This is a genomic window from Sphingopyxis granuli (assembly GCF_001559015.1).
Lineage (GTDB): Bacteria > Pseudomonadota > Alphaproteobacteria > Sphingomonadales > Sphingomonadaceae > Sphingopyxis > Sphingopyxis granuli.
Window position 1 is genome coordinate 2501522 of the sequence record NZ_CP012199.1, and the last position, 24014, is coordinate 2525535.

The window sequence follows — 24014 nt, forward strand, 5'->3', positions numbered from 1 at the left end:
TGGCACCCGATAATCGACGAACGACAGCATCGCGCCTCTGGACAGCCGGGATTGCCGGGCTAGGAGCGGGACCATGGCCACCATCCCACCACCGCCCGACGAAGAGCCCGTGCTGCCGGGGGATGCCGCGGCCAAAGCCCCTTCCCCGCTGCGCTATGCCGATTACCGATATTACTGGTTCGCGCGCTTCACCGCGGTGATGGCGACGATGGCGATGGTGGTGGTCATCGGCTATCAGCTCTACGATACCGCGCGCACCGATTACGGCATGTCGATCCGCGAGGCGTCGTTTCAACTCGGCCTGCTGGGCCTCGTGCAGTTCGTGCCGCTGGCGATCCTGACCCCGGTCGCGGGCTGGGCGGCCGACCGGTTCGAGCGGCGCAGCGTCGCGATCTTTTCCAACCTGATCGACATCGGCATCGCCGCAACGCTCGGCTGGTTCACCTGGACCGGCGGGCTAACGCTGCCGCTGTTGTTCACGCTCGCCGCGCTGCACGGCGTGGCGCGGGTCTTTTCCGGCCCGGCGATGTCGGCGATCGCCCCCAATATCGTCCCCATCGAGGTGCTGCCGCGCGCCATCGCGATGAGCAGCATCGCCTGGCAGTCGGCCGCGGTCGTCGGCCCCGCCGCAGGCGGGCTGATCTACGCCGCGCATCCGGCCTCGGTCTATGTCTTCGCGGCGGTGCTGCTCGCGCTGTCGGCGCTCACCCTCGGCCGGGTGCGCCCCGTGCTACCGCCGCCCGCCGAGGTGCGCGGCCACCCGCTACGCGAGATGGTCGACGGGCTGCAATTCACCTGGAAGGAGCGCTTCCTGCTCGGCACGATCACCCTCGACCTGTTCGCGGTGATCCTGTCGGGCGCCACCGCGATGCTGCCCGTCTACGCCCGCGACATCCTGCACGCCGGGTCGGAGGGGCTGGGCTTCCTGCGCGCCGCGCCCGCGATCGGGGCGGCGATCGTCGCGCTGGGGCTCGCGATCCGGCCGATCGAGCGCAACGTCGGGGTCAAGATGCTGTGGGCGGTCGCGGTGTTCGGCGCCGGCACCGTGGCGTTCGGCCTGTCGACCAACTTCGCGCTCTCGATGCTGCTGCTGATCGTCATGGGCGCGGCGGACATGTTCTCGGTCTTCGTGCGCGGCACGCTGATCCAGCTCAACACCCCCGACCATATGCGCGGCCGCGTGAGCGCCGTGTCGGGCCTCGCCATTTCGGCGTCGAACGAGCTTGGCGAGATGCGCGCGGGCGCGATGGCCGCGGTGCTCGGCCCGATCGGCGCGGTCGTCGTCGGCGGCGCGGCGGCGATCGGCGTCACCGCGATCTGGGCCTGGCTGTTCCCCGAACTGCGCCACGCGCGCACCTTCAAGCCGCAGTTCGAACCGGCGGCGCGCTGAGCGCATCACCGCTGGTCGCAAAAGGTCCTCGCCCCGTCCAAAAGCCATTGTCTATTTATTTAGTTGAATTATGGTGAGCGCACCCGTCACCGCGGCTTCCTCTTCCCTCGATGGAGAAACCGCCATGCACAATGCCACCATCCGCCACCGGATCCTGACCATCCCCGGCCTCAACAACAGCGGGCCCACCCATTGGCAGAGCCTGTGGGAGCGCAAATTCTCCCGCTGCGAGCGCATCGATCTCGGCCGCTGGGACGCGCCCGACAAGGACGAGTGGGTCGGACGGATCGACCATGCGATCGCCGATGCCACCGACGACGAACCCATCCTGGTCGCCGCGCACAGCCTGGGTTGCCACGCCTTCGCCCACTGGTTCGCCGCCGCCGGCGGACTGGCCCGCGCGCGGCTGGCGGGGGCGCTGCTCGTCGCCCCGCCCGACCTGTCGCGCCTGCGGAACGATCACGGCCTGACCGGCTTCGCCGATGCGCCCTCCTTCACCTCGCGCGTCCCGATGACCGTCGTCGCCAGCGACAACGATCCCTATGCGAAGACCGCCCACGTCTGGCGCCTGTCGCGGCAATGGGACGCGCGCTTCGTCAACGCCGGTCCCTTCGGTCATCTCAATGCCGACTCGGGGCTCGGGGACTGGCCTTATGGACAGTATCTGCTGGCCTCGTTACAACCTGCGCCGACGCCCGCGCTGGCCGACGAAAGGCTTTGGATCCGCTCGGGAGACTGGCCGAACCGGGTCCGTCGCGATCCCCGCTTCGAACATAGGGAAAGTGCACACAGACGATGAAAGCCAATTCGATCCTCGAAACCATCGGCAACACGCCGCACATCCGCGTCGCGAAACTGTTTCCCGACGCGGAGGTGTGGATCAAGTCGGAACGCAGCAATCCCGGCGGGTCGATCAAGGATCGTATCGGGCTGGCGATGATCGAGGCGGCCGAGCGTGACGGCAGCCTGAAGCAAGGCGGCACCATCGTCGAGCCGACGTCGGGCAACACCGGCATCGGCCTGGCGATGGCCGCCGCGGTCAAGGGCTACAAGCTGATCCTCGTCATGCCCGAAAGCATGTCGATCGAGCGGCGGCGCCTGATGCTCGCTTATGGCGCGACCTTCGACCTGACCCCGCGCGAAAAGGGCATGAAGGGCGCGATCGAACGCGCGATCGAACTGGTCGAGACGACCCCCGGCGCCTGGATGCCCCAGCAGTTCGAGAACGACGCCAACGTCGAGGTCCACCTTCGCACGACGGCGCAGGAAATCCTGGACGATTTCGCCGATTCGCCGATCGACGCGCTGATCACCGGCGTCGGCACCGGCGGCCACATCACCGGCTGCGCCCAGTTGCTGAAACAGCATTGGCCGAATCTGAAGGTGTTCGCGGTCGAACCGACCGCGTCGCCCGTCATTTCGGGCGGCCAGCCGGGTCCGCATCCGATCCAGGGCCTCGGTGCCGGCTTCATCCCGCGCAACCTGCACACCGACCTGCTCGACGGCGTGATCCAGGTCGATGCGGGGGATGCCAAGCAATGGGCGCTCCGCTCCGCGGCGGAGGAAGGCCTGCTCGTCGGCATCTCCTCGGGCGCGACGCTCGCCGCGATCCACCAGAAGCTTCCCGACCTGCCCGCGGGCGCACGCATTCTCGGTTTCAACTACGACACCGGCGAGCGCTATCTGTCGGTCCCCGATTTCCTGCCCGAAATCTAGGGTCACCACTATGCCGGGCAGCGACGAACGCGATCCGCCGGCCTTGCGGCGCGACGGCGCGGGATGGCTGTTCGTCCTGCTGGCGGCGATCGCGATCGTCGCCGTCCTGCATGCCAGCGGGCGCGGACCGGGCGCGGATGCCGCCATCCGCCCGCACCCCGTCGCGCCGCCGCCCGACGTCGTGCCCGCGGTGCTACCGACCGAACTCGCCCCCGTCACCGAGGATGACGCGCGCACCGAAAACGCCCATATCCCGCTGGTGAAGAAGGGTTTCGTCGCGGCGCGACCCTTCGTCTATCCCGGCAATGGCGACAACCGCGCCCGGGCGCGCGATTGCCTTGCCTCGGCGATGCTCTACGAGGCCGGCGACGATGCCAAGGGCCAGCGCGCGGTCGGACAGGTCGTGATCAACCGCGTCCGCCACCCCGCCTTTCCCAAGTCGATCTGCGGCGTCGTGTTCCAGGGGTCGGAGCGGGCGACCGGATGCCAGTTCACCTTCACCTGCGACGGGGCGCTCGACCGCCGCTATTCCGATGCAGCTTGGACGCGCGCCCGCGCGCTCGCCGACCGGATGCTGTCGGGATCGACCGACCCCGAGGTCGGGCTCGCCACCCATTATCATACCGACTGGGTCCGCCCCTATTGGAGCGACAGCCTCGAAAAGATCGCGGTCGTCGATACGCATCTGTTCTTCCGCTGGCCGGGCTATTGGGGCACGCCCGGCGCCTTTCGCGGCGCCGTCGCGGGAAGCGACGGCCCGGTCGCCAAGCTTGCCGCGCTGTCCCCGTTCCATGCGGCAGCGCTGGCCGCGCCGGTCGAACTGGCGGGCGTCGATGCCAAGGCCGAGATCGGCGAGACGCGGATCGTTCCGGGTTCCGGCGGCGGCGCGGGGCGCGACGCCCTCTATGTCCAACTCGACCACCGCGCCGCGCCCGAAAGCTTCGTGGCCACGGCGCTGCGGCTGTGCGGCGACCGGCCCTATTGCAAGTTCATGGGCTGGACCAACCCGGTGCTGAAGCCCGATTCCGACGCGATGAGCGAAACCCAGCGCGCGGCGATGAGCTTTTCCTATCTGCGCGACGACAAGGCGGCGTTCGAGAAGGCGCTGTGGAACTGCACCGAATACAAGCGCGACGACAAGCGTCAGTGCATGAAGCGGTAAAGCGGCGCTGTTCCATCGTCGTTACGAGCGGAGCGAAGCAATCCAGAGCGGTTACCACAAGCTCCGGATTGCCACGCGGCTTCGCCGCTCGCAATGACGAGCGGGTTCATGCCGACGCTGCCCCGGATCAGCCGTGCGGACGGATCAGATATTTCTCGCCCGTCCGCTTGGCATTATAGGCGGCGACCGCATCGAGCGACAGCGTATCGACCAGCGAGATGTCGTGGCTGTAGTGGCTCTTGAAGGTCGTGGTCAGCTCGTCCGCGACGCGCTGGCGCATGCGGCCGACGACCTCGGCACCAGCCTTCTGCATGAAGGGGGTGAGCAGGAAGCCCGAGAGCGACCAGGCGAAGCCGAAGCTGCGGTTGAGCACGGTCGGCCCCATGTCGAGCCCGCCATAGATATAGACCTGCTTGAAGCTGTCGGAGCCATAGCGGCTGTAATTAGTCATCCGCTTCACCGCCGCGGCCTCCATCGCCGACAATATCTGTCCCGCCAGCTTGCCGCCGCCGATCGCGTCGAAGCCGAGCGTCGCGCCCGTCTCGGTGATCGCGGCGATCAGCCGGTCCATGAAATCATCGTCGCTGCTGTTGACGATATGCTTCGCGCCCAGCCCTTTCAGGATTTCGACCTGCGCGGCGCTGCGCACGATGTTGACGAGCGGAATGCCATCCTTCGCGCAGATCTTCACCAGCATCTGGCCCAGGTTCGACGCCGCCGCGGTATGGACGATCGCGCTGTGCCCCTCCATCCGCATCGTTTCCGTGAAGGCGAGGCTGGTCAGCGGGTTGACGAAGCAGGAGGCGCCGTCCTTCGGGTCGGTGCCGTCGGGCAGCGGCATGCACATCTGGACGGGCAGGCAGCGATATTCGGCGTACATCTCGCCGCCGAGCAAGGCTACCGTCCGGCCGAGCAGCGCCTGCGCCTCCGGCGAATCGCCGGCCTTGACGACAAGGCCGCAGCCTTCGTTGCCGATCGGCAGCGCGTCGCCGACGCGGCTCGCCATCGCGCGCATCCCCTGCGGCGGAATGTCGGCGGTGACGACCGGCAGGCCGTCGCGGGTCGCGGCGCGCGCCGTCGTCATGTCGGCCCCGCCGAACAGCAGGCCGAGGTCCGACGGATTGATCGGCGTCGCCAGCACTTTCACCAATACCTCGTGCGCTTTGGGTTCGGGCATCGGGCGCCGCTCAAAAAAGACTTCGAGCTCGCCCTCGGGCTTGACCAGCGTCAGCATGACGAGGTTGGTGGCTGGCAGGTCGGTCATCGCATATCTCCCGGTTTTCAGTTTCTCGATGCAACCGATCTAGGCGAGCGCGTGCCGGCTGGCAATGGCGACCTCACCCCTGCGCGGGTCGATATGCCGCTGCCAGTCGCAGCACCGCGTCGGCCAGCTCCTTCCGGCAGATCAGCAGGTCGGGCAGATAGGGATCGGGGTTGTTGTAGCGGATCGGCGACCCGTCGACGCGGCTGACGTGCAGCCCGGCGGCGGCGGCGACCGCGGCGGGGGCGCAATTGTCCCATTCATACTGGCCGCCGGTGTGGAGGTAGATGTCGGCCTGCCCCTGCACCACCGCCATCGCCTTGGCGCCTGCCGATCCCATCGCGACGAGTTCGGCGCCGAGCCGCTCGGCGACGAACACCGCTTCGGCGGCGGGCCGCGTGCGGCTGACGAGCATCCGCGGCGGCGTGTTGGCGGGGATCAGGGCGATGGGAGTGCCCGACGTCAGCGTCACCCCCTGCCCCGGCAAGGCGACCGCGCCGACGCTCGCCACGCCGTCGATCGCGAGCGCGACATGCACTGCCCAATCGCGGCGCCCCTCGCCATATTCGCGCGTGCCGTCGAGCGGATCGACGATCCAGACGCGGCGGTGCGCGAGGCGCGCGGCGTCGTCCTTCTCTTCTTCGGACAGCAGTGCATCGTCGGGGCGCGCGGCCCGCAGTTCGCGGCACAGCAGCGCATTGGCGCGCGCATCGCCCTCCGTGCCGAGCGCCTTGCCTTCGAGGCCACCATCGGCGCGCAGTTCGTCGAGCAGGCGCCCCGCCGCCGTCGCGAGCCGTTCGGCCAGCTGCTCGTCGCTTTCGGGCGCGCTCATCCCAGCAGCCGCTCGACGATCAGTTCGGCGGCCTGCTCGGGCGTCATATCGGTGGTATCGATGCGAATTTCGGGGTTCTCCGGAACCTCATAGGGGCTGTCGATGCCGGTGAAATTCTTGAGCTGCCCGGCGCGCGCCTTCTTGTAGAGGCCCTTGACGTCGCGCCTCTCGGCCTCGGCGAGCGGGGTGTCGATGAAGATCTCGATGAACTCGCCCTCGGGCAGCATCGCGCGCACCATCTCGCGCTCCGCCCGGAAGGGCGAGATGAAGGCGGTGATGACGATCAGCCCGGCATCGGTCATCAGCTTCGCGACCTCGCCGACGCGGCGGATATTCTCGATCCGGTCGGCCTCGGTGAAGCCGAGGTCCTTGTTGAGCCCGTGGCGGACATTGTCGCCGTCGAGCAGGAAGCTGTGGCGGTTCATCCGGTGCAGCTTCTTTTCGACCAGATTGGCGATCGTCGACTTGCCCGACCCCGACAGGCCGGTGAACCACAGCAGCGCGGGCCGCTGATTCTTGAGGTCGGCGCGCATCTCGCGATCGATGTCGGTCGCCTGCCAGTGGACGTTCTGCGCGCGGCGCAGGCTGAAATGCAGCATCCCCGCCGCGACCGTCGCATTGGTCAGCTTGTCGATCAGGATGAAGCCGCCGAGCGCGGGATTGTCGGCATAGGCCTCGAACACGATCGGCCTGTCGGTCGACACTTCGACGACGCCGATGCCGTTCAACTCCAGCGTCTTGGCCGCGAGGCGGTCGAGCGTGTTGACGTTGATCTCGTACTTCGGCGCCTGCACGGTCACCGACACGCTCTGCGTCGCGAGCTTGAGCCAATAGGCGCGGCCGGGAATCATCGCCTCGTCGGCCATCCAGACGAGCGTCGCCTCGAACTGGTCGGCGGCCTCGGGCGGCGCGTCGGCGGCGGCGATCACGTCGCCGCGCGAACAGTCGATCTCGTCGGCGAGCGTCAGCGTGACCGACTGGCCCGCGACGGCTTCGGAAAGGTCGCCGTCCATCGTCACGATCCGCCCGATCGTCGTGGTCTTGCCGCTTGGCAGGATGCGGATCGCGTCGCCCGGCGCGACCCGGCCGCTGGCGATCTGTCCCGAAAAGCCGCGGAAATCGAGATTGGGGCGGTTCACCCATTGCACCGGCATGCGAAACGGCTTCGCCTCGTCCGCGGCGCCGCCGACATCGACGCTCTCCAGATGCTCGATCAGCGCCGGTCCCTTGAACCACGGCGTGTTCGGCGACAGCGCGGTGATATTGTCGCCCTTGAACCCCGAAATCGGGATGGCGGTGAAATTCGTGATCCCGATCTCGCTCGCGAAGGCGCGATAGGCGAGCGCGATGCGGTCGAAGACCGCCTTGTCGTAGCCGACGAGGTCCATCTTGTTCACCGCGAGCACGATGTGCCGGATGCCGAGCAGGTGCGCGAGGAAGCTGTGCCGCCGCGTCTGGGTCAGCACCCCCTTGCGCGCGTCGATCAGGATGACCGCGAGGTCGGCGGTAGAAGCGCCCGTCACCATGTTGCGCGTATATTGTTCGTGCCCCGGCGTGTCGGCGACGATGAACTTGCGCTTTTCGGTGGTGAAGAAGCGATAGGCGACGTCGATCGTGATCCCCTGCTCGCGCTCGGCGGCGAGCCCGTCGACGAGCAGCGCGAAGTCGATCTCCTGCCCCTGCGTGCCGACGCGCCTGCTGTCGGCCTCGAGCGCGGCAAGCTGATCCTCGAAGATCATCTTGCTGTCGTAGAGCAGCCGCCCGATCAGCGTCGACTTGCCGTCGTCGACCGATCCACAGGTGATGAAGCGCAGCAGCGACTTGCGCTCGTGCTGCGCGAGATAGGCGTCGATGTCCTCGGCGATGAGGGCGTCAGTGACGTAGACGGGGTCGGTCATGCCCGATCCTCCCCGGAACGGGGAGGTGGCAGCGCGCAGCGCTGACGGAGGGGGCGAAACCTCTCCAATTGGCGGTGCGCTGAACCGATAGCCCCCGGTCCCTCCGCCACCCTGCGGGTGGTCCCCCTCCCCGTTCCGGGGAGGATTTGCAGGATCAGCCATCAGAAATACCCCTCCTGCTTCTTTTTCTCCATCGACGCGTCGCCGCCGTCCTTGTCGATGATGCGGCCCTGCCGTTCGCTGGTGGTGGTCAGCAGCATTTCCTGGATGACCGCGGACAGCGTCGCCGCCTCGCTCTCGACCGCGCCGGTCAGCGGATAGCAGCCGAGGGTGCGGAAGCGCACCGAGCGCTCGACCGGCACCTCGCCGTCGCGCAGCGGAAAGCGGTCGTCGTCGACCATCAGCAACAGGCCGTCGCGCTCGACCGTCGGGCGCGGCGCGGCGAAATAGAGCGGCACGATCGGGATATTCTCGCGCGCGATATATTGCCAGATATCGAGCTCGGTCCAGTTCGAGATCGGGAAGACACGGATGCTTTCGCCTTTGGCCTTGCGGGCGTTGTAGAGGTTCCACAGCTCGGGCCGCTGCTGCTTCGGGTCCCAGCCGTGGCTTGCGGTGCGGAAAGAGAAGATGCGCTCCTTCGCCCGGCTCTTTTCCTCGTCGCGCCGCGCGCCGCCGAACGCGACGTCGAAGCCGTGGAGGTCGAGCGCCTGCTTCAGTCCCTCGGTCTTCCACATATCGGTGTGGAGGGGGCCATGGTCGAACGGGTTGATCCCGCGCGCCTTCGCCTCCGGGTTCTGATAGACGATCAGTTCCATCCCGCTCTCGGCCGCCATGCGGTCGCGCAGCTCGTACATCGCGCGGAACTTCCACGTCGTGTCGACATGCATCAGCGGGAAAGGCGGCGGCGAGGGATAAAAGGCCTTGCGCGCCAGATGCAGCATCACCGCGCTGTCCTTGCCCACCGAATAAAGCATCACCGGCCGGGCGGCGTCCGCCATCACCTCGCGCAGGATATGGATGCTCTCGGCCTCCAGCCGGTCCAGATGGGTCAGCGTATCGATCATCCCCCGCCCTTGCCGTCCCGCTTCGCGCCGGGCAAGCTGTATGCCCTTTTCCCCGTGCAAGCCAGACTTGTGCGGCTTGGTCCTGACCCTAACCATCGACTTTCGCCGCGCGCCAGTCGGTCGCCGCGCGCTCGATCGCGGGCAGCGCGTGCGCGAGCCGCGGCGCGACATCGGCCTGCGCGCGCCACGCCGGATGGATCAGCAGGCCGAGTTCGCGGCGCAGATCATAGCCGCCGACGCGCAGCGGCACGATGCCCTCGATCGCGAGCGACACCGGCGCGGTGGTGATGCCCACCCCCGCCGCGACCATGCGCAGGCAGCGTTCGTCACTGTCGCTGCGCAGCGCGAAGCGCGGGCGAACGCGGTGGCGCGTGAAGAAGCGACTGGTCGCGTCGAGCAATTCGCAGGCGCGGCGCGCGATCATCGTCTCGGGCGCCAGCTCCTCGGGCCCGACCTCCCCGCGCCCGGCGAGCGGATGGTCGGCGGCGACGAACATCACCAGCGGTTCGTCATAGAGCGGGACGACATGCGGCCCGCGCTCGCCGGGGCGCAGCGGGACGAGCGCGATATGAAGCCGTCCGCCATGGACGCCGGCGCGCAGGTCCGACTCGCCATTCTCGACGACCTCGATCGCGAAGTCGCGCGCGAGCAGCGCCGCGACGGCCTGCAGGAACTCGCCGGGAACCGACCGGATCGTGCCGAGTTTCAGCGCCGGCCGGTCGCTTTCCTCGGCGCGGCCGAAGGTGTCGGCGGCGCGAAAACCGCGTTCGAGATCGCGCGCGATCGGCAGGAAGCGGCCGCCCGCCTCGGTCAGGCGGATCTGGCGGCGGTTGCGGATGAACAAAGGCGCGCCGACGAGCCGTTCGAGGTCGGCGATGCCGGTCGACAGCGCGGGCTGGGTCACGCGGATATGCTGCGCGGCGCGCGTGAAGCTGCCCGCATCGACGACGGCAAGGAACTGGCGGATATGCGCGCGCTTTATCATAAATTTTTCTTATGCTGAAACGCATGAAGTTTCAATTTTCATATGCTGCGGCTTTGCGGCAGACTCCGCGGCGACCACGTTCGTGCGGGCAGTTCGCGCGGGCGGGGGCATTGTTCCGCTCCCGATCAAAGGAACCCTGATGCGCGCCACCCCCGATTTCGATTTCGCGCTCGGCGAGACCGCCGACATGATCCGCGGCACCACCGCCCGCTTCGCCGACGAGGTGATCGCGCCGCTTGCCGACCGCGCCGACCGCGAGGACTGGTTCCCGCGCGCTGAACTGTGGTCCGCGATGGGCGATCTCGGCCTGCACGGCATCACCGTCGAAGAGGAATGGGGCGGGCTGGGCCTCGGCTATCTGGAGCATGTGATCGCGGTCGAGGAAGTGTCGCGGGCGTCGGGCGCCATCGGCCTGTCCTATGGCGCGCACTCGAACCTGTGCGTCAACCAGATCCGCCGCTGGGGCAACGAAGCGCAGAAGCGCAAATATCTGCCGAAGCTGATTTCGGGCGAGCATGTCGGCAGCCTCGCCATGTCGGAAGCCGGCGCGGGCAGCGACGTCGTGTCGATGAAGCTGAAGGCCGAGAAGAAGGGCGACCGCTTCGTCCTCAACGGCACGAAATACTGGATCACCAACGCGGCCCATGCCGACACGCTGGTCGTTTACGCGAAGACCAGCCCCGAGGCGGGATCGCGCGGCATCACGGCCTTCCTGATCGAAAAGGACATGCCGGGTTTCGCCATCGGGCAGAAGATCGACAAGGTCGGAATGCGCGGCTCCCCCACCGCCGAACTCGTCTTCACCGATTGCGAGGTCAGCGAGGAACAGGTCATGGGGCCGGAGAATGGCGGCGTCGGCGTGCTGATGTCGGGGCTCGACTACGAACGCGTCGTGCTCGCCGGGCTCCAGCTCGGCATCATGCAGGCGTGCCTCGACACGGTCATCCCCTATGTCCGCGAGCGCCGGCAGTTCGGCAAGCCGATCGGTTCGTTCCAGCTGATGCAGGCGAAGGTCGCCGACATGTATGTCGCGCTCCAGTCGGCGCGTTCCTATGTCTATAACGTCGCCAAGGCCTGCGATGCCGGGCAGACGACGCGCTTCGACGCGGCGGGCGCGATCCTGCTCGCGAGCGAGAGCGCGGTGAAGGTCGCGGGCGAGGCGATCCAGGCGCTCGGTGGTGCGGGTTACACCAGGGACTGGCCGGTCGAGCGCTATTGGCGCGACGCCAAGCTGCTCGACATCGGCGCGGGCACCAACGAGATACGGCGCATGCTGATCGGCCGCGAACTGATCGGCGCCGGCGCGTGAGCCTGCTCTGGCTGTCGGCGGCGCTGATGGCGGCCACGGCCTTCGTCCACGGCGTCCTCGGCGAGCGGCGGCTGATCGGACCGCTGATGATACTCGATCAGGGCGTGATGGGTGTCGATCTGGCGCGCCGCGTCTTTCGCCTCGCCTGGCATGCGCTGTCGCTGCTGATGCTGGTATCGGCGGCGGCGGTGATCTGGCCGGGAACGCCGCGCGGGCTGATCCTGCTGATCGGCGCGGCGTGGACCGCGACCGGGCTGTTCGATGCCATCTACACGCGCGGGCGGCACATCGGCTGGCCTTTCCTCACCGCATCGGGCGCGCTCGCGCTGCTGGGGGCGGCATGAGCGAGACGATGCTCGACGCGCTGCAATATTATGGCGCCGCCGCAGCGACGATCGCGGCGCTGCTCGTCTCGCTCAACCTCGGCGAGCGGTGGAACGGCTGGGCGTTCGTCATCTTCGTGACGAGCAGCCTCGCGCTGATCGCGTGGGGGTTCCTGCAATCCGACAGCGAAGGCATCGGATGGCAGAATGTCGCGCTGCTCTGCATCAACTGCGTCGGCGTCTATCGCCACCTGATCCGCAGGAAGCCGGTTGGCAAACAGGCCTCAAATGATTGACGTCATTGCGAGGAGCGGAGCGACGCAATCCAAGGCGATTACCGCACGCTCTACACCGAGCCTTAAATCTACACCGCTTGCCCTGAGCTTGTCGAAGGGCCGCTCTTTTCTTTGGCGCCGCAAAAGAAGGGCGGTGCTTCGACAAGCTCAGCACGAACGGACGATGGAGTGTCTCAGATTTAACGCACCCCGCTCTGGATTGCCGCGTCGCTTCGCTCCTCGCAATGACGGGGCTGAATCACCCCCACACGCGCACGCGCTTGTCGGGCGCGAGGTAGAGGGCATCGCCTTCCTTGACGTCGAACGCCTTGTACCACGCGTCGAGGTTGCGAACGGTCAGTGCGCGATACATGCCCGGCGCGTGGCCGTCGGTGGCGACGCGCTGGCGCAGCGCCTCGTCGCGCATCTTGGTCGCCCAGGTCTGCGCATAGGCGATGAAGAAGCGCTGGTCGCCGGTGAAGCCGTCGATCACCGGCGCGTCCTTGCCGTTCAGCGACGCATGATAGGCGTCATAGGCGGCCTGGAGCCCCGCGACGTCCGCGATATTCTCTCCCAGCGTCAGCTTGCCGTTCACCGCGAGGTCGGGAAACGGCTTGTAGGTGTCGAACTGCGCCGCGAGCGCCGCGCCCGCTTCCTCGAACTTCCTGAGGTCGGCGGCCGTCCACCAATTGCGCAGCGCGCCGGTCGAATCGAACGCCGCGCCGTTGTTGTCGAAGCTGTGGCTGATCTCGTGCCCAATCACGGCACCGATCGCCCCGTAATTATAGGCGGGATCGGCAGCCGCGTTGAAGAAGGGCGGCTGCAGGATCGCGGCGGGGAAGTTCAGCGCATTCTGCACCGGCAGGTTGACCGCGTTGACCGTCTGCGGCGTCATCCACCATTCGGCCTTGTCCATCGGCTTGCCGATCTTGGCGAGCTGGTGGACATATTCGGCCTTTTCGCCCGCGATCTCGTTCGCATAGGCGTTGTCGGCGCTGATCGTGTAGCTGCCATAGTCGCGCCACGTCTCCGGGTAGCCGACGCCGACGACGATCGTCTCGACCTTCTTGATCGCTTCCTTCTTGGTTTCGGGGGCCATCCAGTCGATCGCGCCGACGCGCTTCGCGAACGCCGCCTTGATCCCCTTCACCATGTCGCCGACCTCGGCCTTCGCCGACGCCGGGAAATATTTCTCGGCATAGACGCGGCCGACCGCGTCGCCGAGATATGTGTTCAGCGCGTCGAGCGCGCGCTTGTCGCGGCTGCGCTGCTGCGGCGTGCCGAAAAGCGCTGTCCCGTAGAAAGCGAAATGCGCCGTGTCGATCGCGCTCGGCAGCACGTCGGCGTGGCTGTTGATCTGGTGGAAGGCCAGCCAGTCCTTCCACGCATCGAGCGGCTCCGACGCCACGAGCGCCGACAGGCCGGTGATCGCCTTCGCATGATAGGCGCCGAACTTCGCCGCCTTGTCGAGACCCGCCGCCGCGAAATAAGCGTCCCAGTCGATGCCCGGCGCCTTTTTCGCGAAGTCGGCCCGCGTCCACACGTCGGCGGATCTGGTGAAATCCTCGCTGGCCTCGCGCGTCGCATGGGCGCGCGCGATCTTGACCTCCAGGTCGTAGATGCGCTTCGCCTTCGCCGCGGCGTCCGGCTGCCCCGCCGCGGTCAGCAGCTTGGCGATATAGGCCTGATATTGCGTGCGCAGCGCCGCCATCTTCGGATCGGCCGACAGATAATATTCGCGCTCGGGCAGCCCGAGCCCGCCCTGCAATATATAGGGAATGACGTCGCCGGGGGTCGCGAGGCCCTGCGTCACGAAGATGCCGAACAGGTTTTCGGTGTTGAAGTCGGTCGCGTTGAGCGGATCGACGTCGGCGCGCGTCTGTTCGCCCAGCACCTTCGCCAACGCCGCCTTGTCGCCGATCGCCGCGAAGCGCGCGAGGTCGGCCTCGACCGGCTTCATCCCCGCAGCGTCGATCGCGTCGGTGCTGACATAGGCCTTGTAGAAAGCGGCGATGCGGCCGGCGTCGCTGTCCGCGTCCCCGCCCCGCTTGACGATCGCGTCGACCAGTTCGCGCGTGCGCTTCTCGGTTTCGAGGAAAGCCGTATAGAAGGCGCCGGTCGACGAGCGGTCGGCGGGAATCTCGGTGGTCTTCTGCCAGTTGCCGTTCGCATAGGCATAGAAATCGTCGCCGGGCTTGACGCTCGTGTCCATCGCGGCCTTGCTGATGCCCAGCTCGGTGCCGACGGTGTAGCTCGCCTCCTGCTTGTCGCCGCCCTTCGAGCAGGCGACGGGCCCCGCGACGATCGCGGCGGTGGACAGGAGAAGGACGAAGACGGTTTTTCTCATGGAAGCGGCCTTGCTTGTTGGGGGTCGGTCGAGAGGCATAAGCCTGCGGCCATCCGGTTTCAATGCCAACCAAATTCGGCCTGCGGTCCTTCCCAACCGACGAACGGCGGGATAGGCCGACACGCCTGCAAAGGAGAGAGACGAAGGTGAGCGCACCGGTTCTGGGAACGATGGTCGATGCGGACGGCGACGCATTCCGCGCCAATGCCGCGCACAACCGCGCCTTGCGCGACGCGCTTCGGGCGCGCGTCGCCGCGGCGGCGCGGGGCGGGAGCGAGAAGGCGCGCGAGCGCCACACGAGCCGCGGCAAGCTGCTGCCGCGCGAACGCGTCGAGCGGCTGCTCGATCCGGGATCGCCCTTTCTCGAGATCGGCCAGCTCGCCGCGTGCGACATGTATGGCGGCGATATCGCGGGCGCCGGGATGATCACTGGGATCGGCCGCGTCGCGGGACGGCAGGCGATGATCGTCTGCAACGACGCGACGGTGAAGGGCGGCACATACTATCCGATGACGGTGAAGAAGCATCTGCGCGCGCAGGAGATCGCCGAAGCGAACCGCCTGCCGTGCATCTACCTCGTCGACAGCGGCGGCGCGAACCTGCCGCATCAGGCCGAGGTGTTTCCCGACCGCGACCATTTCGGCCGCATCTTCTTCAACCAGGCGACGATGTCGGCGAAGCGCATCCCGCAGGTCGCCTGCGTGATGGGAAGCTGCACCGCGGGCGGCGCCTATGTCCCCGCGATGAGCGACGAGACGGTGATCGTCCGGGACCAGGGCACGATCTTCCTCGCCGGCCCGCCGCTGGTGAAGGCCGCGACGGGCGAGGAGATCAGCGCCGAGGAACTGGGCGGCGGCGACCTGCACGCGCGCAAATCGGGCGTCGTCGACCATCTCGCCGAGAATGACGAACATGCGCTGACGATCGTGCGCGACATCGTCTCGACCTTCGGTGCCGAGCAAGGCTTCGAGGTGGCGATGAAGGACCCGCGCCCGCCAAAATATGATGCCGAGGACCTGTACGGCATCATCCCGCAGGACGTGCGCGCGCCCTATGACGTGCACGAGGTGATCGCGCGCATCGTCGACGGCAGCGAGTTCCACGAATTCAAGGCCGCCTATGGCACGACGCTCGTCTGCGGCTTCGCGCATATCTGGGGCATTCCGGTCGCGATCCTCGCGAACAACGGCGTCCTGTTCAGCGAGAGCGCGGTGAAGGGCGCGCATTTCATCGAACTGGCGCAGCAGCGCCGCATCCCCCTGCTCTTCCTCCAGAATATCAGCGGCTTCATGGTCGGCGGTAGATATGAGGCCGAGGGGATCGCCAAGCATGGCGCGAAGCTGGTGACCGCGGTCGCGACCGCGACGGTGCCCAAGATCACCGTGCTGATCGGCGGCAGCTTCGGCGCGGGCAATTACGGCATGTGCGGGCGCGCCTATTCGCCCCGCTTCCTGTTCACCTGGCCCAATGCGCGGATCAGCGTGATGGGCGGCGAGCAGGCGGCGAGCGTGCTGGCGACCGTCCACCGCGACGCCGACAGATGGACGCCGGAAGAAGCCGAAGCCTTCAAGGCGCCGATCCGCCAGACCTATGAGGACGAGGGCAATCCCTATTATGCGACCGCGCGATTGTGGGACGACGGGATCATCGACCCCGCCCAGACGCGCGACGTGCTGGGACTGGCCTTCGCCGCAACGCTGAACGCCCCGGTCGAGGATCGCGGGTTCGGCGTGTTCAGGATGTGAATATGATTATTCGAAGTAAGGTAGATTTGGCAACGGCTCTCAGGCAACGAGAGGAGAAGCACTACGTCTACATCCTGCGCTATCCGGACGATGTCATTGCTTGCGATGGCGAGGGGACGCCATTTTATGTCGGCATTGGTCAAAACGACCGACTCTTCAGCCATGAGGAGAATGCACTGCACAAAGGCGAGATCAGTGAGAAAGCGGATGCGATCCGAGAGATTCAAGCATCGGGTAGAGAAGTTGTGCGTACTATCGACAGTTTCCACTTTGTTGAGCCATTCATCCGGGAGGCCGAGCTCATCCTCGAAATTGGTCGAAAAGCTGAAGGGACTGGCCCTCTCCTGAATGCCCAGACCTATTCGCCATCGCATCGACTCGAGGGAGTCGAGCTACGAAAGTATGCTGTCAACCAAATCGCCGCAGGCGGTATCGACGCCATCCCAGCCAGATTCAAGCTGCGTAACGTGAGGCTCATGGGTGGACCAAACATCCCCAGATCAATACAGAAAAATGGGTCAAAAATCTGCGTGATGGGCAAGGTTTACCAGGCTGCTCAAGCCAATCCCGGTATAACCGGAGAACAGCTTGTCCATGCACTTGCAAAGCTTGACTGGAGTGAAAACAAGTCCGCCTACACTCAAGGCGGACAGGTCTGTGCTTCATGGTTGTGCGGATATATCGAAGGTGCATTTTTCCGTTCCGACAAGCTGCACCTGCAAGAGTTTCGGCCATGATCGCCTCTCTCCTCATCGCCAATCGCGGCGAAATCGCGTGCCGTATCATCCGCACCGCGCGCGAGATGGGCATACGGACCGTTGCGGTCTATTCGGACGCCGACGCCAAGGCGCTGCATGTGCGCGAGGCTGACGAAGTCGTGCATATCGGACCGTCGCCGGCGCGCGAATCCTATCTGGTCGGCGCGAAGATCATCGCCGCCGCCAAGGCGACCGGCGCCGAGGCGATCCATCCGGGATACGGGTTCCTGTCCGAAAATGCCGAATTCGCGCAGGCGGTGATGGATGCCGGGCTGGTGTGGGTCGGGCCGAAACCGTCGTCGATCACCGCGATGGGCCTCAAGGACGCCGCCAAGGCGTTAATGGCCGATGCCGGGGTGCCGGTGACGCCTGGCTATATGGGCGCGAACCAGGACCCCGCTTTCCTCGCCGAACAGGCGGCCGAGATCGGTTATCCGGTGCTGATAAAGGCGGTCGCGGGCGGCGGCGGCAAGGGGATGCGCAAGGTGGACGGCGCGGCGGACTTCGCCGATGCGCTCGCCTCGTGCCAACGCGAAGCGGCGGCGTCGTTCGGCAACGCCCATGTGCTGATCGAGAAATATATCCTGACCCCGCGCCATATCGAGGTGCAGGTGTTCGGCGATACGCACGGCAATATCGTCCACCTGTTCGAGCGCGACTGCTCGCTCCAGCGCCGCCACCAGAAGGTGATCGAGGAAGCCCCCGCCCCCGGCATGGACGACGCAACCCGGCAGCAGCTTTGCGCCGCCGCCGTGCGCGCGGCCAAGGCGGTCGACTATGTCGGCGCGGGGACGATCGAGTTCATCGCCGACGCCAGCGATGGCCTGCGCGCCGACCGCATCTGGTTCATGGAAATGAACACGCGGTTGCAGGTCGAGCATCCGGTGACCGAGGAGATCACCGGCGTCGACCTCGTCGAATGGCAACTTCGCGTCGCGAGCGGCGAGCCACTGCCGCTGACGCAAGACGATCTCACGATCGAGGGCTGGGCGATGGAGGCGCGCCTCTATGCCGAGGACCCGGCGAAAGGCTTCCTTCCCTCGACCGGCCCACTCGAACTGTTTCAACTGCCCGACCATATCGGCCGGGTCGATACCGGCGTCCATGAAGGCGCGGAGGTTTCGCCCTTCTACGACCCGATGATCGCCAAGCTGATCGCGCACGGCGAGGACCGCGAGGCGGCGCGCGAGACGCTGTCGGAGATGCTGGAGGACAGCGCGGTCTGGCCGGTCAGGACCAACGCGGCCTTTCTGATCCGCGCGCTCGATCATCCCGATTTCGTCGCGGGGGCGGTCGACACCGGGCTGATCGGCCGCGACGGCGAAGCGATGGCGGCCGCGCCGGAGCCCTCCGCCGCGGCGCTGACCAATGCGGCGATGGCGATGGTGCCGCGTTCGTTGCAGGCCGGCTTCCGCCTCAACGCCCCCGGCGTGCGTAGTGCGCCCTTCCTGCTCGACGGAAAGCGGGTCGACGTGGCGCTCCACGGACCCGGCACCGACGAACCCGCGCCCGCGATGCTCGTCGCCGAAGCGGGCGCCGTATGGCAACTCACCCCGTGGCGCGTCGAGGGCGGTGCGGGCGGCGCGGCAAGCGACGGCGCGATCCTGTCGCCGATGCCCGGCAAGATCATCGCGGTCGCCGTCGCCGCCGGCGAGCCGGTGGCGAAGGGACAGAAGCTGCTGACGCTGGAGGCCATGAAGATGGAACACAGCCTGATCGCGCCTTTCGATGGCGTGGTCGCCGAACTCAACGCCACGCCGGGGGCGCAGGTGCAGGTCGAGGCGCTGCTCGCGCGGATCGAGGCGGCCGGATGAGCGATCTGATCCTGCGCGATGCGACGACGGCGGACCTGCCCGCGATCCTGGCGATGCTTGCAGAGGAAACGATCCCGGCGAACCGCGAAGCCGACCCGTCCGACCCGCGCTACCTCGCCGCGTTCGAGGCGATCGAGGCCGACCCGAACCAGCGGCTTATCGCGGCCGAGCTGGACGACCGCGTCGTCGGAACGATGCAACTGAGCTTCCTGCCGGGGCTTTCCTTCATCGGAAGCTGGCGGGGACTGATCGAGGCGGTGCGCATCGTCGCCGACCTGCGCGGGCAAAGGCTGGGCGAACAGATGATCCTGTGGGCGGTGGACCAGTGCCGTACGCGCGATTGCAAGCTCGTCCAGCTCACTTCGTCTGCTACACGCACCGCCGCGCACCGCTTCTACGCCCGCCTTGGCTTCGTGCAGAGCCATGTCGGCATGAAATTGCACTTGAGGGAGTGACAATGGCAGGACGATTTTTCGACGAATGGAGCATCGGCGACACGCTGTCGCACGATATCCGCCGCACGGTGACCGAAACCGACAATCTGCTGTTCACGACGATGACGCATAATCCGCAGCCGCTGCATCTCGATATCGAGGCGGCGAAGGCGTCGGAATTCGGGCAGATCCTCGTCAACGGCACCTTCACCTTCAGCCTGATGGTCGGCCTGTCGGTCGGCGACACGACGCTCGGCACGCTGATCGCCAACCTCGGCTACGACAAGCTGGTGATGCCGAAGCCAGTGTTCCTTGGCGACACGCTGCGCGCGACGAGCGAGGTGATCGGTCTGCGGGAGTCCCAATCGCGGCCGAATGCGGGTATCGTCACCTTCCTCCACCGCTGCCTCAACCAGCGCGACGAGATCGTCTGCCAGTGCGAACGGTCGGCGCTGATCAAAAGGAAAGGCCCCTGATGCGTCTTCGTTCGCTCCTCTTCGTTCCCGGTGACAGGCCCGAACGCTTCGCCAAGGCGGCGGCGTCGGGGGCCGACGCGATCATCCTCGACCTCGAGGATTCGGTGTCGCCTGCGAACAAGGAGGCCGCGCGCGCCGCGGTGGCCGATTATCTGGCAGGAGAACGCGAGGTCATCACGCTCGTCCGCGTCAATCCGCTCGACGGGCACATGACCGCCGCCGACGTCGCCGCGATCGCGGCGGCGCGGCCCGATGCGATCATGCTGCCCAAGGCGGAAGGCGCACCGGCAGTCGCGCAGCTCGATACGATCCTGCGCAGCGAAAGCCCGGCCGGTGCCTCGCTGCCGCCGATCCTGCCGATCGCGACCGAAACGCCTGCCGCCATCTTCACGCTCGGCAGCTATCGCGAAGTCGGCGCACGGCTGATCGGCCTGACCTGGGGCGCCGAGGACCTGCCCGCCGCAATCGGCGCGGCGACCAGCCGCGAGGCCGACGGCGATTATACCGATCCCTATCGCGTCGCGCGCGCGCTGACCCTGTTCGCGGCGCACGGCGCCGGGGTCGCGGCGATCGACACAGTGTTTCCCGCGATCGACGACGCGGACGGGCTGGCAGCCTATGCGACGCGCGCGCGCCGCGACGGTTTCACCGGCATGATGGCGATCCACCCGGCGCAGGTGGCGCCGATCAACGCCGCCTTCACCCCTTCCGCCGAAGAGGTCGCGCGCGCGCAGGCGATCGTAGATGCCTTCGCGGCCAACCCCGGCGCGGGCGTGCTGCAACTGGGCGGCAAGATGGTCGACGCGCCGCACCTGAAACAGGCGCGGCATATCCTGTCGCTGGCGGACTGAGTCCGGCCTGTCATCGTCTATTTGAACGGCCGGTGGCGCTTCATCCATGCCTTGCCGCGGTGCCAGCTTTTCCGGAGGCCGCGCTCGGTCAGGCTTTCGAACATGGCATCGGGGCTCGTCGGGTCGAGCAATTCGTTCTCGGCGATATATTCGTCGAGCGGGCCGGGCGCAATCAGGTCGAGCCATTCGAGCGAGCGGCCGTCGCCGCGCAGCGCCTCTATGGTCTCGATCAACGATCCGGTGCGGTCGAAGGCGCGCGCGACGTCGTCGGGTTCGACGCCCAGATGCTCGGCGATCAGCGATTCGCGCAGGCGCCGGATCGTCGGCCCGACGTCGCGATTGGCGGGTAGCGCAGCGTCGATCGTCACGTCGCATTCGCTGTCGAGCCCCATCGAGCGGTTGTTGAGATTGGCCGATCCGACACGGATCAGCCGGTCGTCGACGATCGCGGTCTTGGCATGGACATAGATGGGATCGCCGCCCTCGGTATGCGGAACATAGATGCGCAGCCGGTCGCCGTGCTTCGCCTTGGCGATCTCGCGCACCAGCTTCGCGCGCGAAGCGTCCATGGCCATCTGTTCGAGCCAGCCGTCGGCCTGTTTCGGCATCACCAGCACGAATTCGGGCGGATCGTCCTCGTTCAGCCGTTCGGCGATCGCGGCGGCGATCTTGCCGCAGGTGAAATATTGATTCTCGAAATAGATGAAGCGCTTCGCACCCGCGATGAGGTCGAGATAGAGCTGCTCGATCTCGCGTATCTCGGGATAGCCGTCATATTCGGCGCGGGTGCGCGAAATGGCGACATCGACGTCGCGGAAATCGGGCTCCAGCCCCTCGGGCCACGGTTCGCCCGCGCCGCTCAGGTCGCGTAGCGGCTTGTTCGTCGCGCGCTGCCAGCGTTCGTTGCCGAGTTCGGCCAGCGCCTCGCCGACGGGACCGGCGAGGATCATCGTCGAATCGTGCCAGGGCATATAGGGCTTGCCGTCGGGGGTCGTGCGGTGCGGGTCGGCGTCGGCATGCGCGCGCGTGTCCCAGCGCCGCGCGCCGACATCGATTCCGCCGCACACCGCGAGATGATCGTCGAACACCGCGACTTTCTGATGATGGCTGCATCCCACGGGATGCGCGCTGTCGAGCCGGAAGCTGATCGATCGCGTGACCTTCCAGCGCAATATCATCGTGACGATGCTCGGCATCGCGAGTTGTTTGAGGCCGCCGAAATTCCAGCGCAATATGTCGATGTCGCGGTCGGGGCAGTTTTTGGCCAGCCGCAGCATGTAATGGCCGAGCGCCTCGCCGCTGCCGTCGGCATCGGGGGTCAGCGCGATCCGCGGGTCGAAATCCCAGCCGATCAGCAGGATGCGCTCCTTCGCATCGGCCATCAGCCGCGCGAGCAAGGCGTAATAATCGGCGGCATCGACGATCATCCGCGCCCTGCGCGCCCGCGCGACGCGCCAGCAATTGCGCCCCTCGGCGACGATCGGGGTCAGGTCGGCTGCGCTCATCGCCATCGCCACGCACGACGGCGGCAATGGTTGCGCGCGCCCATCGTCAGGCCCCGACGAACTGCTCCGGCGTCAACGCCATCATCGCTTCGCTGCCCGCCTCGATCTTGCGGCGCAGCGCCCCCGCGTCGGGGATGAAGCGTTCGCCGAAATGGCGTGCCGTAACCAGCTTGGCTTCGAGGAAGGCGGCATCGCCGCGGCCTTCGTCCAGCGCCTTCTGCGCCGCCTCGGCGATGCGCAGCCACATCAGCCCCAGCGCGACGATCCCCATGATGTGCATATAGTGATGCGCGCCCGCGCCGACATTGTTCGGATTGGCCATGCCGTTCTGCATGAACCACATCGTCGCGGCCTTGAGTTCGCCGTTCGCCTTTTCGAGGCGCCCGGCGAGGTCGGCAAAGGCGGGCTTATCTTTCGCAGCGGCACATTCGGCGTCGACGATGGCGAAGAAAGCCTGGATGGCGCGCCCGCCGTTCTGCGCGAGCTTGCGGCCGACGAGGTCCATCGCCTGCACCCCGTTGGCGCCTTCGTAGATCATCGTGATGCGCGCATCGCGGACATATTGGGACATGCCCTGTTCCTCGATATAGCCGTGCCCGCCGAACACCTGCTGCGCGTTGACCGCGACGTCGAATCCCTTGTCGGTGCCATAGCCCTTGATCACCGGGGTCAGCAGGCTGATCAGGTCGTCGGCCTGCTGGCGCTCCTCCTCGCTCTCGGCGGCGTGCGACAGGTCGACCTGCAGGGCGCCCCACAGGCAGAGCGCGCGCAGGCCCTCGACCACTGCCTTGCCGTCCATCAGCATGCGGCGCACGTCGGGATGGACGAACAGCGGATCGGCCTTTTCCTGCGAATCCTGCGGGCCGGTGAGCGCGCGGCCCTGGCGCCGGTCCTGCGCATATTGCACGGCGTTCTGGAACGCGATGTCGGCCTGCCCCAGCCCCTGGATGCCGACGCCGAGACGCGCCGCGTTCATCATCACGAACATCGCGGCGAGCCCCTTGTTCTCCTCGCCGACCATCCAGCCCTTCGCGCCGTCGTAGTTCATCACGCAGGTCGCGTTGGCGTGGATGCCCATCTTGTGCTCGATCGACCCGCACGACAGCGTGTTGCGCTCGCCCAGCGCGCCGTCCTCATTGACGAGGAACTTGGGCACGATGAACAGCGAGATGCCCTTGACGCTGTCGGGCGCGTCGGGGGTCTTGGCGAGGACGAGGTGAACGATATTGTCGGTCAGGTCGTGCTCGCCCGACGAGATGAATATCTTGGTCCCGGTGATGCCGTAGCTGCCGTCGCCGTTCGGCACCGCGCGGGTGCGGATCAGGCCGAGGTCGGTGCCGCAATGCGGCTCGGTCAGGTTCATGGTCCCGCCCCACTCGCCCGAAATCATCTTCGGAACATAGACGGCCTTCTGCTCGTCCGATCCCTTGACGAGGATCGCCGCGACCGCCGCCTGCGTCAGCCCCGGATACATGGCGAAGGCCTGGTTCGCCGCCATGCGATATTCTTCGACCGGAAAGCCGACGACGTGGGGAAGCCCCTGTCCGCCGAATTCCTCCGGCTGGGTCAGCAGCGTCCAGCCGGCCTCGCAATAGGCCTTGTACGCGTCCTTGAACCCTTCTGGCGTCGTCACGCTGCCATCCTCGTGACGCGTGCAGCCCTGCTGGTCACCCGAATAGTTGATCGGGAAAAGCACCTCCTCGCAGAATCGCCCCGCCTCGGTCAGCACCGCTTCGACCATGTCGGGGGTCGCGTTGGCGAAACCGGGAAGCCCGGCATAGCGTTCGATGCCGAGCACCTCATTCAACAGGAACAGCGAATCCTTCACGGGGGCGCGATAGACGGGCATGGGTCATCTTTCCGAAA

The 24014-nt window shown here is 66.7% G+C and carries 21 protein-coding genes; 13 read left to right on the forward strand and 8 right to left on the reverse strand.

The window, feature by feature from the left end; all coding sequences use genetic code 11:
• The first annotated feature begins 73 nt into the window (after positions 1-73).
• The 4 genes from SGRAN_RS11580 to SGRAN_RS11595 all read left to right on the forward strand — a co-directional run bounded on the left by SGRAN_RS11580 (position 74) and on the right by SGRAN_RS11595 (position 4268).
• Positions 74-1390, forward strand: coding sequence for an MFS transporter (locus SGRAN_RS11580; RefSeq protein WP_067183779.1), 1317 nt, complete (start codon positions 74-76; stop codon positions 1388-1390).
• A gap of 124 nt (positions 1391-1514) precedes the next feature.
• Entirely contained in the window at positions 1515-2189 is a 675-nt protein-coding gene (locus tag SGRAN_RS11585) for an RBBP9/YdeN family alpha/beta hydrolase (protein ID WP_067183781.1), read from the forward strand.
• The gene (gene cysK / locus SGRAN_RS11590) at positions 2186-3106 is read left to right on the forward strand and encodes a cysteine synthase A (protein ID WP_067183783.1); all 921 of its coding nucleotides are present in this window, start codon (positions 2186-2188) and stop codon (positions 3104-3106) included. The genes SGRAN_RS11585 and cysK overlap by 4 nt, the downstream gene beginning before the upstream one ends.
• 10 nt (positions 3107-3116) lie before the next feature.
• Positions 3117-4268, forward strand: coding sequence for a cell wall hydrolase (locus tag SGRAN_RS11595; protein ID WP_067183786.1), 1152 nt, complete (start codon positions 3117-3119; stop codon positions 4266-4268).
• 127 nt (positions 4269-4395) lie between these two features.
• Here the strand turns inward: SGRAN_RS11595 and SGRAN_RS11600 are convergent, their stop codons facing one another.
• The 5 genes from SGRAN_RS11600 to SGRAN_RS11620 form a co-directional block, all read right to left on the reverse strand.
• Entirely contained in the window at positions 4396-5532 is a 1137-nt protein-coding gene (locus SGRAN_RS11600; RefSeq protein WP_067183788.1) for a zinc-binding dehydrogenase, read from the reverse strand.
• A 73-nt stretch (positions 5533-5605) separates the two neighbouring features.
• Positions 5606-6361, reverse strand: a complete 756-nt coding sequence (locus SGRAN_RS11605) for a 3'(2'),5'-bisphosphate nucleotidase CysQ (protein ID WP_067183793.1) — start codon at positions 6359-6361, stop codon at positions 5606-5608.
• Complete coding sequence (gene cysN, locus SGRAN_RS11610) at positions 6358-8259, reverse strand: sulfate adenylyltransferase subunit CysN (protein ID WP_067183796.1); 1902 nt, start codon at positions 8257-8259, stop codon at positions 6358-6360. The genes SGRAN_RS11605 and cysN overlap by 4 nt, the downstream gene beginning before the upstream one ends.
• 161 nt (positions 8260-8420) lie before the next feature.
• Positions 8421-9326: a sulfate adenylyltransferase subunit CysD gene (gene cysD, locus SGRAN_RS11615; RefSeq protein WP_067109884.1), complete on the reverse strand. Its 906-nt coding sequence runs from the start codon at positions 9324-9326 to the stop codon at positions 8421-8423.
• Positions 9327-9414: 88 nt separating this feature from the next.
• Positions 9415-10311 carry a LysR family transcriptional regulator gene (locus SGRAN_RS11620; RefSeq protein WP_067183798.1) on the reverse strand — a complete coding sequence of 299 codons (897 nt, stop codon included), beginning with the start codon at positions 10309-10311 and terminating at the stop codon, positions 9415-9417.
• A gap of 139 nt (positions 10312-10450) precedes the next feature.
• Here SGRAN_RS11620 and SGRAN_RS11625 point away from each other — a divergent pair, with 139 nt between their 5' ends.
• The 3 genes from SGRAN_RS11625 to SGRAN_RS11635 are packed head-to-tail and all read left to right on the forward strand — an operon-like array spanning position 10451 to position 12239.
• Positions 10451-11620 (forward strand): isovaleryl-CoA dehydrogenase, encoded by a 1170-nt coding sequence (locus SGRAN_RS11625; protein WP_067183800.1) that lies wholly within the window; start codon positions 10451-10453, stop codon positions 11618-11620.
• Complete coding sequence (locus tag SGRAN_RS11630) at positions 11617-11964, forward strand: hypothetical protein (RefSeq protein ID WP_237233490.1); 348 nt, start codon at positions 11617-11619, stop codon at positions 11962-11964. Before SGRAN_RS11625 ends, SGRAN_RS11630 begins: the two co-directional genes overlap by 4 nt.
• On the forward strand, positions 11961-12239 hold the full coding sequence (locus SGRAN_RS11635) for a hypothetical protein (protein WP_067183803.1): 279 nt from the start codon (positions 11961-11963) through the stop codon (positions 12237-12239). The genes SGRAN_RS11630 and SGRAN_RS11635 overlap by 4 nt, the downstream gene beginning before the upstream one ends.
• A gap of 238 nt (positions 12240-12477) precedes the next feature.
• Here the strand turns inward: SGRAN_RS11635 and SGRAN_RS11640 are convergent, their stop codons facing one another.
• Positions 12478-14565: a M13 family metallopeptidase gene (locus SGRAN_RS11640; RefSeq protein ID WP_067183805.1), complete on the reverse strand. Its 2088-nt coding sequence runs from the start codon at positions 14563-14565 to the stop codon at positions 12478-12480.
• A gap of 146 nt (positions 14566-14711) precedes the next feature.
• Here SGRAN_RS11640 and SGRAN_RS11645 point away from each other — a divergent pair, with 146 nt between their 5' ends.
• From SGRAN_RS11645 to SGRAN_RS11670, 6 genes are read left to right on the forward strand one after another with little or no spacing between them, the layout of a single operon-like run.
• The gene (locus SGRAN_RS11645; protein WP_067183807.1) at positions 14712-16310 is read left to right on the forward strand and encodes a carboxyl transferase domain-containing protein; all 1599 of its coding nucleotides are present in this window, start codon (positions 14712-14714) and stop codon (positions 16308-16310) included.
• A 2-nt stretch (positions 16311-16312) separates the two neighbouring features.
• Positions 16313-17047, forward strand: coding sequence for a GIY-YIG nuclease family protein (locus SGRAN_RS11650; RefSeq protein WP_067183809.1), 735 nt, complete (start codon positions 16313-16315; stop codon positions 17045-17047).
• Positions 17044-18882 carry an acetyl/propionyl/methylcrotonyl-CoA carboxylase subunit alpha gene (locus SGRAN_RS11655; protein ID WP_067183812.1) on the forward strand — a complete coding sequence of 613 codons (1839 nt, stop codon included), beginning with the start codon at positions 17044-17046 and terminating at the stop codon, positions 18880-18882. The genes SGRAN_RS11650 and SGRAN_RS11655 overlap by 4 nt, the downstream gene beginning before the upstream one ends.
• On the forward strand, positions 18879-19337 hold the full coding sequence (locus SGRAN_RS11660; protein ID WP_067183815.1) for a GNAT family N-acetyltransferase: 459 nt from the start codon (positions 18879-18881) through the stop codon (positions 19335-19337). Before SGRAN_RS11655 ends, SGRAN_RS11660 begins: the two co-directional genes overlap by 4 nt.
• A 2-nt stretch (positions 19338-19339) precedes the next feature.
• Entirely contained in the window at positions 19340-19792 is a 453-nt protein-coding gene (locus SGRAN_RS11665; RefSeq protein ID WP_067183818.1) for a MaoC family dehydratase, read from the forward strand.
• A complete protein-coding gene (locus SGRAN_RS11670) occupies positions 19792-20643 on the forward strand; it encodes an HpcH/HpaI aldolase/citrate lyase family protein (protein WP_067183820.1) in 852 nt (283 codons plus the stop codon). The genes SGRAN_RS11665 and SGRAN_RS11670 overlap by 1 nt, the downstream gene beginning before the upstream one ends.
• Positions 20644-20660: 17 nt before the next feature.
• Here the strand turns inward: SGRAN_RS11670 and SGRAN_RS11675 are convergent, their stop codons facing one another.
• Entirely contained in the window at positions 20661-22148 is a 1488-nt protein-coding gene (locus tag SGRAN_RS11675) for a phospholipase D-like domain-containing protein (RefSeq protein ID WP_067187055.1), read from the reverse strand.
• A 46-nt stretch (positions 22149-22194) separates the two neighbouring features.
• The gene (locus SGRAN_RS11680) at positions 22195-23997 is read right to left on the reverse strand and encodes an acyl-CoA dehydrogenase C-terminal domain-containing protein (protein ID WP_067183822.1); all 1803 of its coding nucleotides are present in this window, start codon (positions 23995-23997) and stop codon (positions 22195-22197) included.
• Between the last annotated feature and the right edge of the window lie 17 nt (positions 23998-24014).

What these genes read in the sequence shown, in the direction of transcription:
- SGRAN_RS11660 (WP_067183815.1), top strand. Translation starts at nt 18,879, where the DNA reads ATGAGCGATCTGATCCTGCGCGATGCGACGACGGCGGACCTGCCCGCG.
- SGRAN_RS11620 (WP_067183798.1), bottom strand. Translation starts at nt 10,311, where the DNA reads ATGATAAAGCGCGCGCATATCCGCCAGTTCCTTGCCGTCGTCGATGCG.
- SGRAN_RS11675 (WP_067187055.1), bottom strand. Translation starts at nt 22,148, where the DNA reads ATGAGCGCAGCCGACCTGACCCCGATCGTCGCCGAGGGGCGCAATTGC.
- SGRAN_RS11680 (WP_067183822.1), bottom strand. Translation starts at nt 23,997, where the DNA reads ATGCCCGTCTATCGCGCCCCCGTGAAGGATTCGCTGTTCCTGTTGAAT.
- cysK (WP_067183783.1), top strand. Translation starts at nt 2,186, where the DNA reads ATGAAAGCCAATTCGATCCTCGAAACCATCGGCAACACGCCGCACATC.
- SGRAN_RS11605 (WP_067183793.1), bottom strand. Translation starts at nt 6,361, where the DNA reads ATGAGCGCGCCCGAAAGCGACGAGCAGCTGGCCGAACGGCTCGCGACG.
- SGRAN_RS11585 (WP_067183781.1), top strand. Translation starts at nt 1,515, where the DNA reads ATGCACAATGCCACCATCCGCCACCGGATCCTGACCATCCCCGGCCTC.
- SGRAN_RS11625 (WP_067183800.1), top strand. Translation starts at nt 10,451, where the DNA reads ATGCGCGCCACCCCCGATTTCGATTTCGCGCTCGGCGAGACCGCCGAC.
- SGRAN_RS11640 (WP_067183805.1), bottom strand. Translation starts at nt 14,565, where the DNA reads ATGAGAAAAACCGTCTTCGTCCTTCTCCTGTCCACCGCCGCGATCGTC.
- cysN (WP_067183796.1), bottom strand. Translation starts at nt 8,259, where the DNA reads ATGACCGACCCCGTCTACGTCACTGACGCCCTCATCGCCGAGGACATC.
- SGRAN_RS11655 (WP_067183812.1), top strand. Translation starts at nt 17,044, where the DNA reads ATGATCGCCTCTCTCCTCATCGCCAATCGCGGCGAAATCGCGTGCCGT.
- SGRAN_RS11650 (WP_067183809.1), top strand. Translation starts at nt 16,313, where the DNA reads ATGATTATTCGAAGTAAGGTAGATTTGGCAACGGCTCTCAGGCAACGA.
- SGRAN_RS11665 (WP_067183818.1), top strand. Translation starts at nt 19,340, where the DNA reads ATGGCAGGACGATTTTTCGACGAATGGAGCATCGGCGACACGCTGTCG.
- SGRAN_RS11600 (WP_067183788.1), bottom strand. Translation starts at nt 5,532, where the DNA reads ATGACCGACCTGCCAGCCACCAACCTCGTCATGCTGACGCTGGTCAAG.
- SGRAN_RS11670 (WP_067183820.1), top strand. Translation starts at nt 19,792, where the DNA reads ATGCGTCTTCGTTCGCTCCTCTTCGTTCCCGGTGACAGGCCCGAACGC.
- SGRAN_RS11580 (WP_067183779.1), top strand. Translation starts at nt 74, where the DNA reads ATGGCCACCATCCCACCACCGCCCGACGAAGAGCCCGTGCTGCCGGGG.
- SGRAN_RS11635 (WP_067183803.1), top strand. Translation starts at nt 11,961, where the DNA reads ATGAGCGAGACGATGCTCGACGCGCTGCAATATTATGGCGCCGCCGCA.
- SGRAN_RS11595 (WP_067183786.1), top strand. Translation starts at nt 3,117, where the DNA reads ATGCCGGGCAGCGACGAACGCGATCCGCCGGCCTTGCGGCGCGACGGC.
- cysD (WP_067109884.1), bottom strand. Translation starts at nt 9,326, where the DNA reads ATGATCGATACGCTGACCCATCTGGACCGGCTGGAGGCCGAGAGCATC.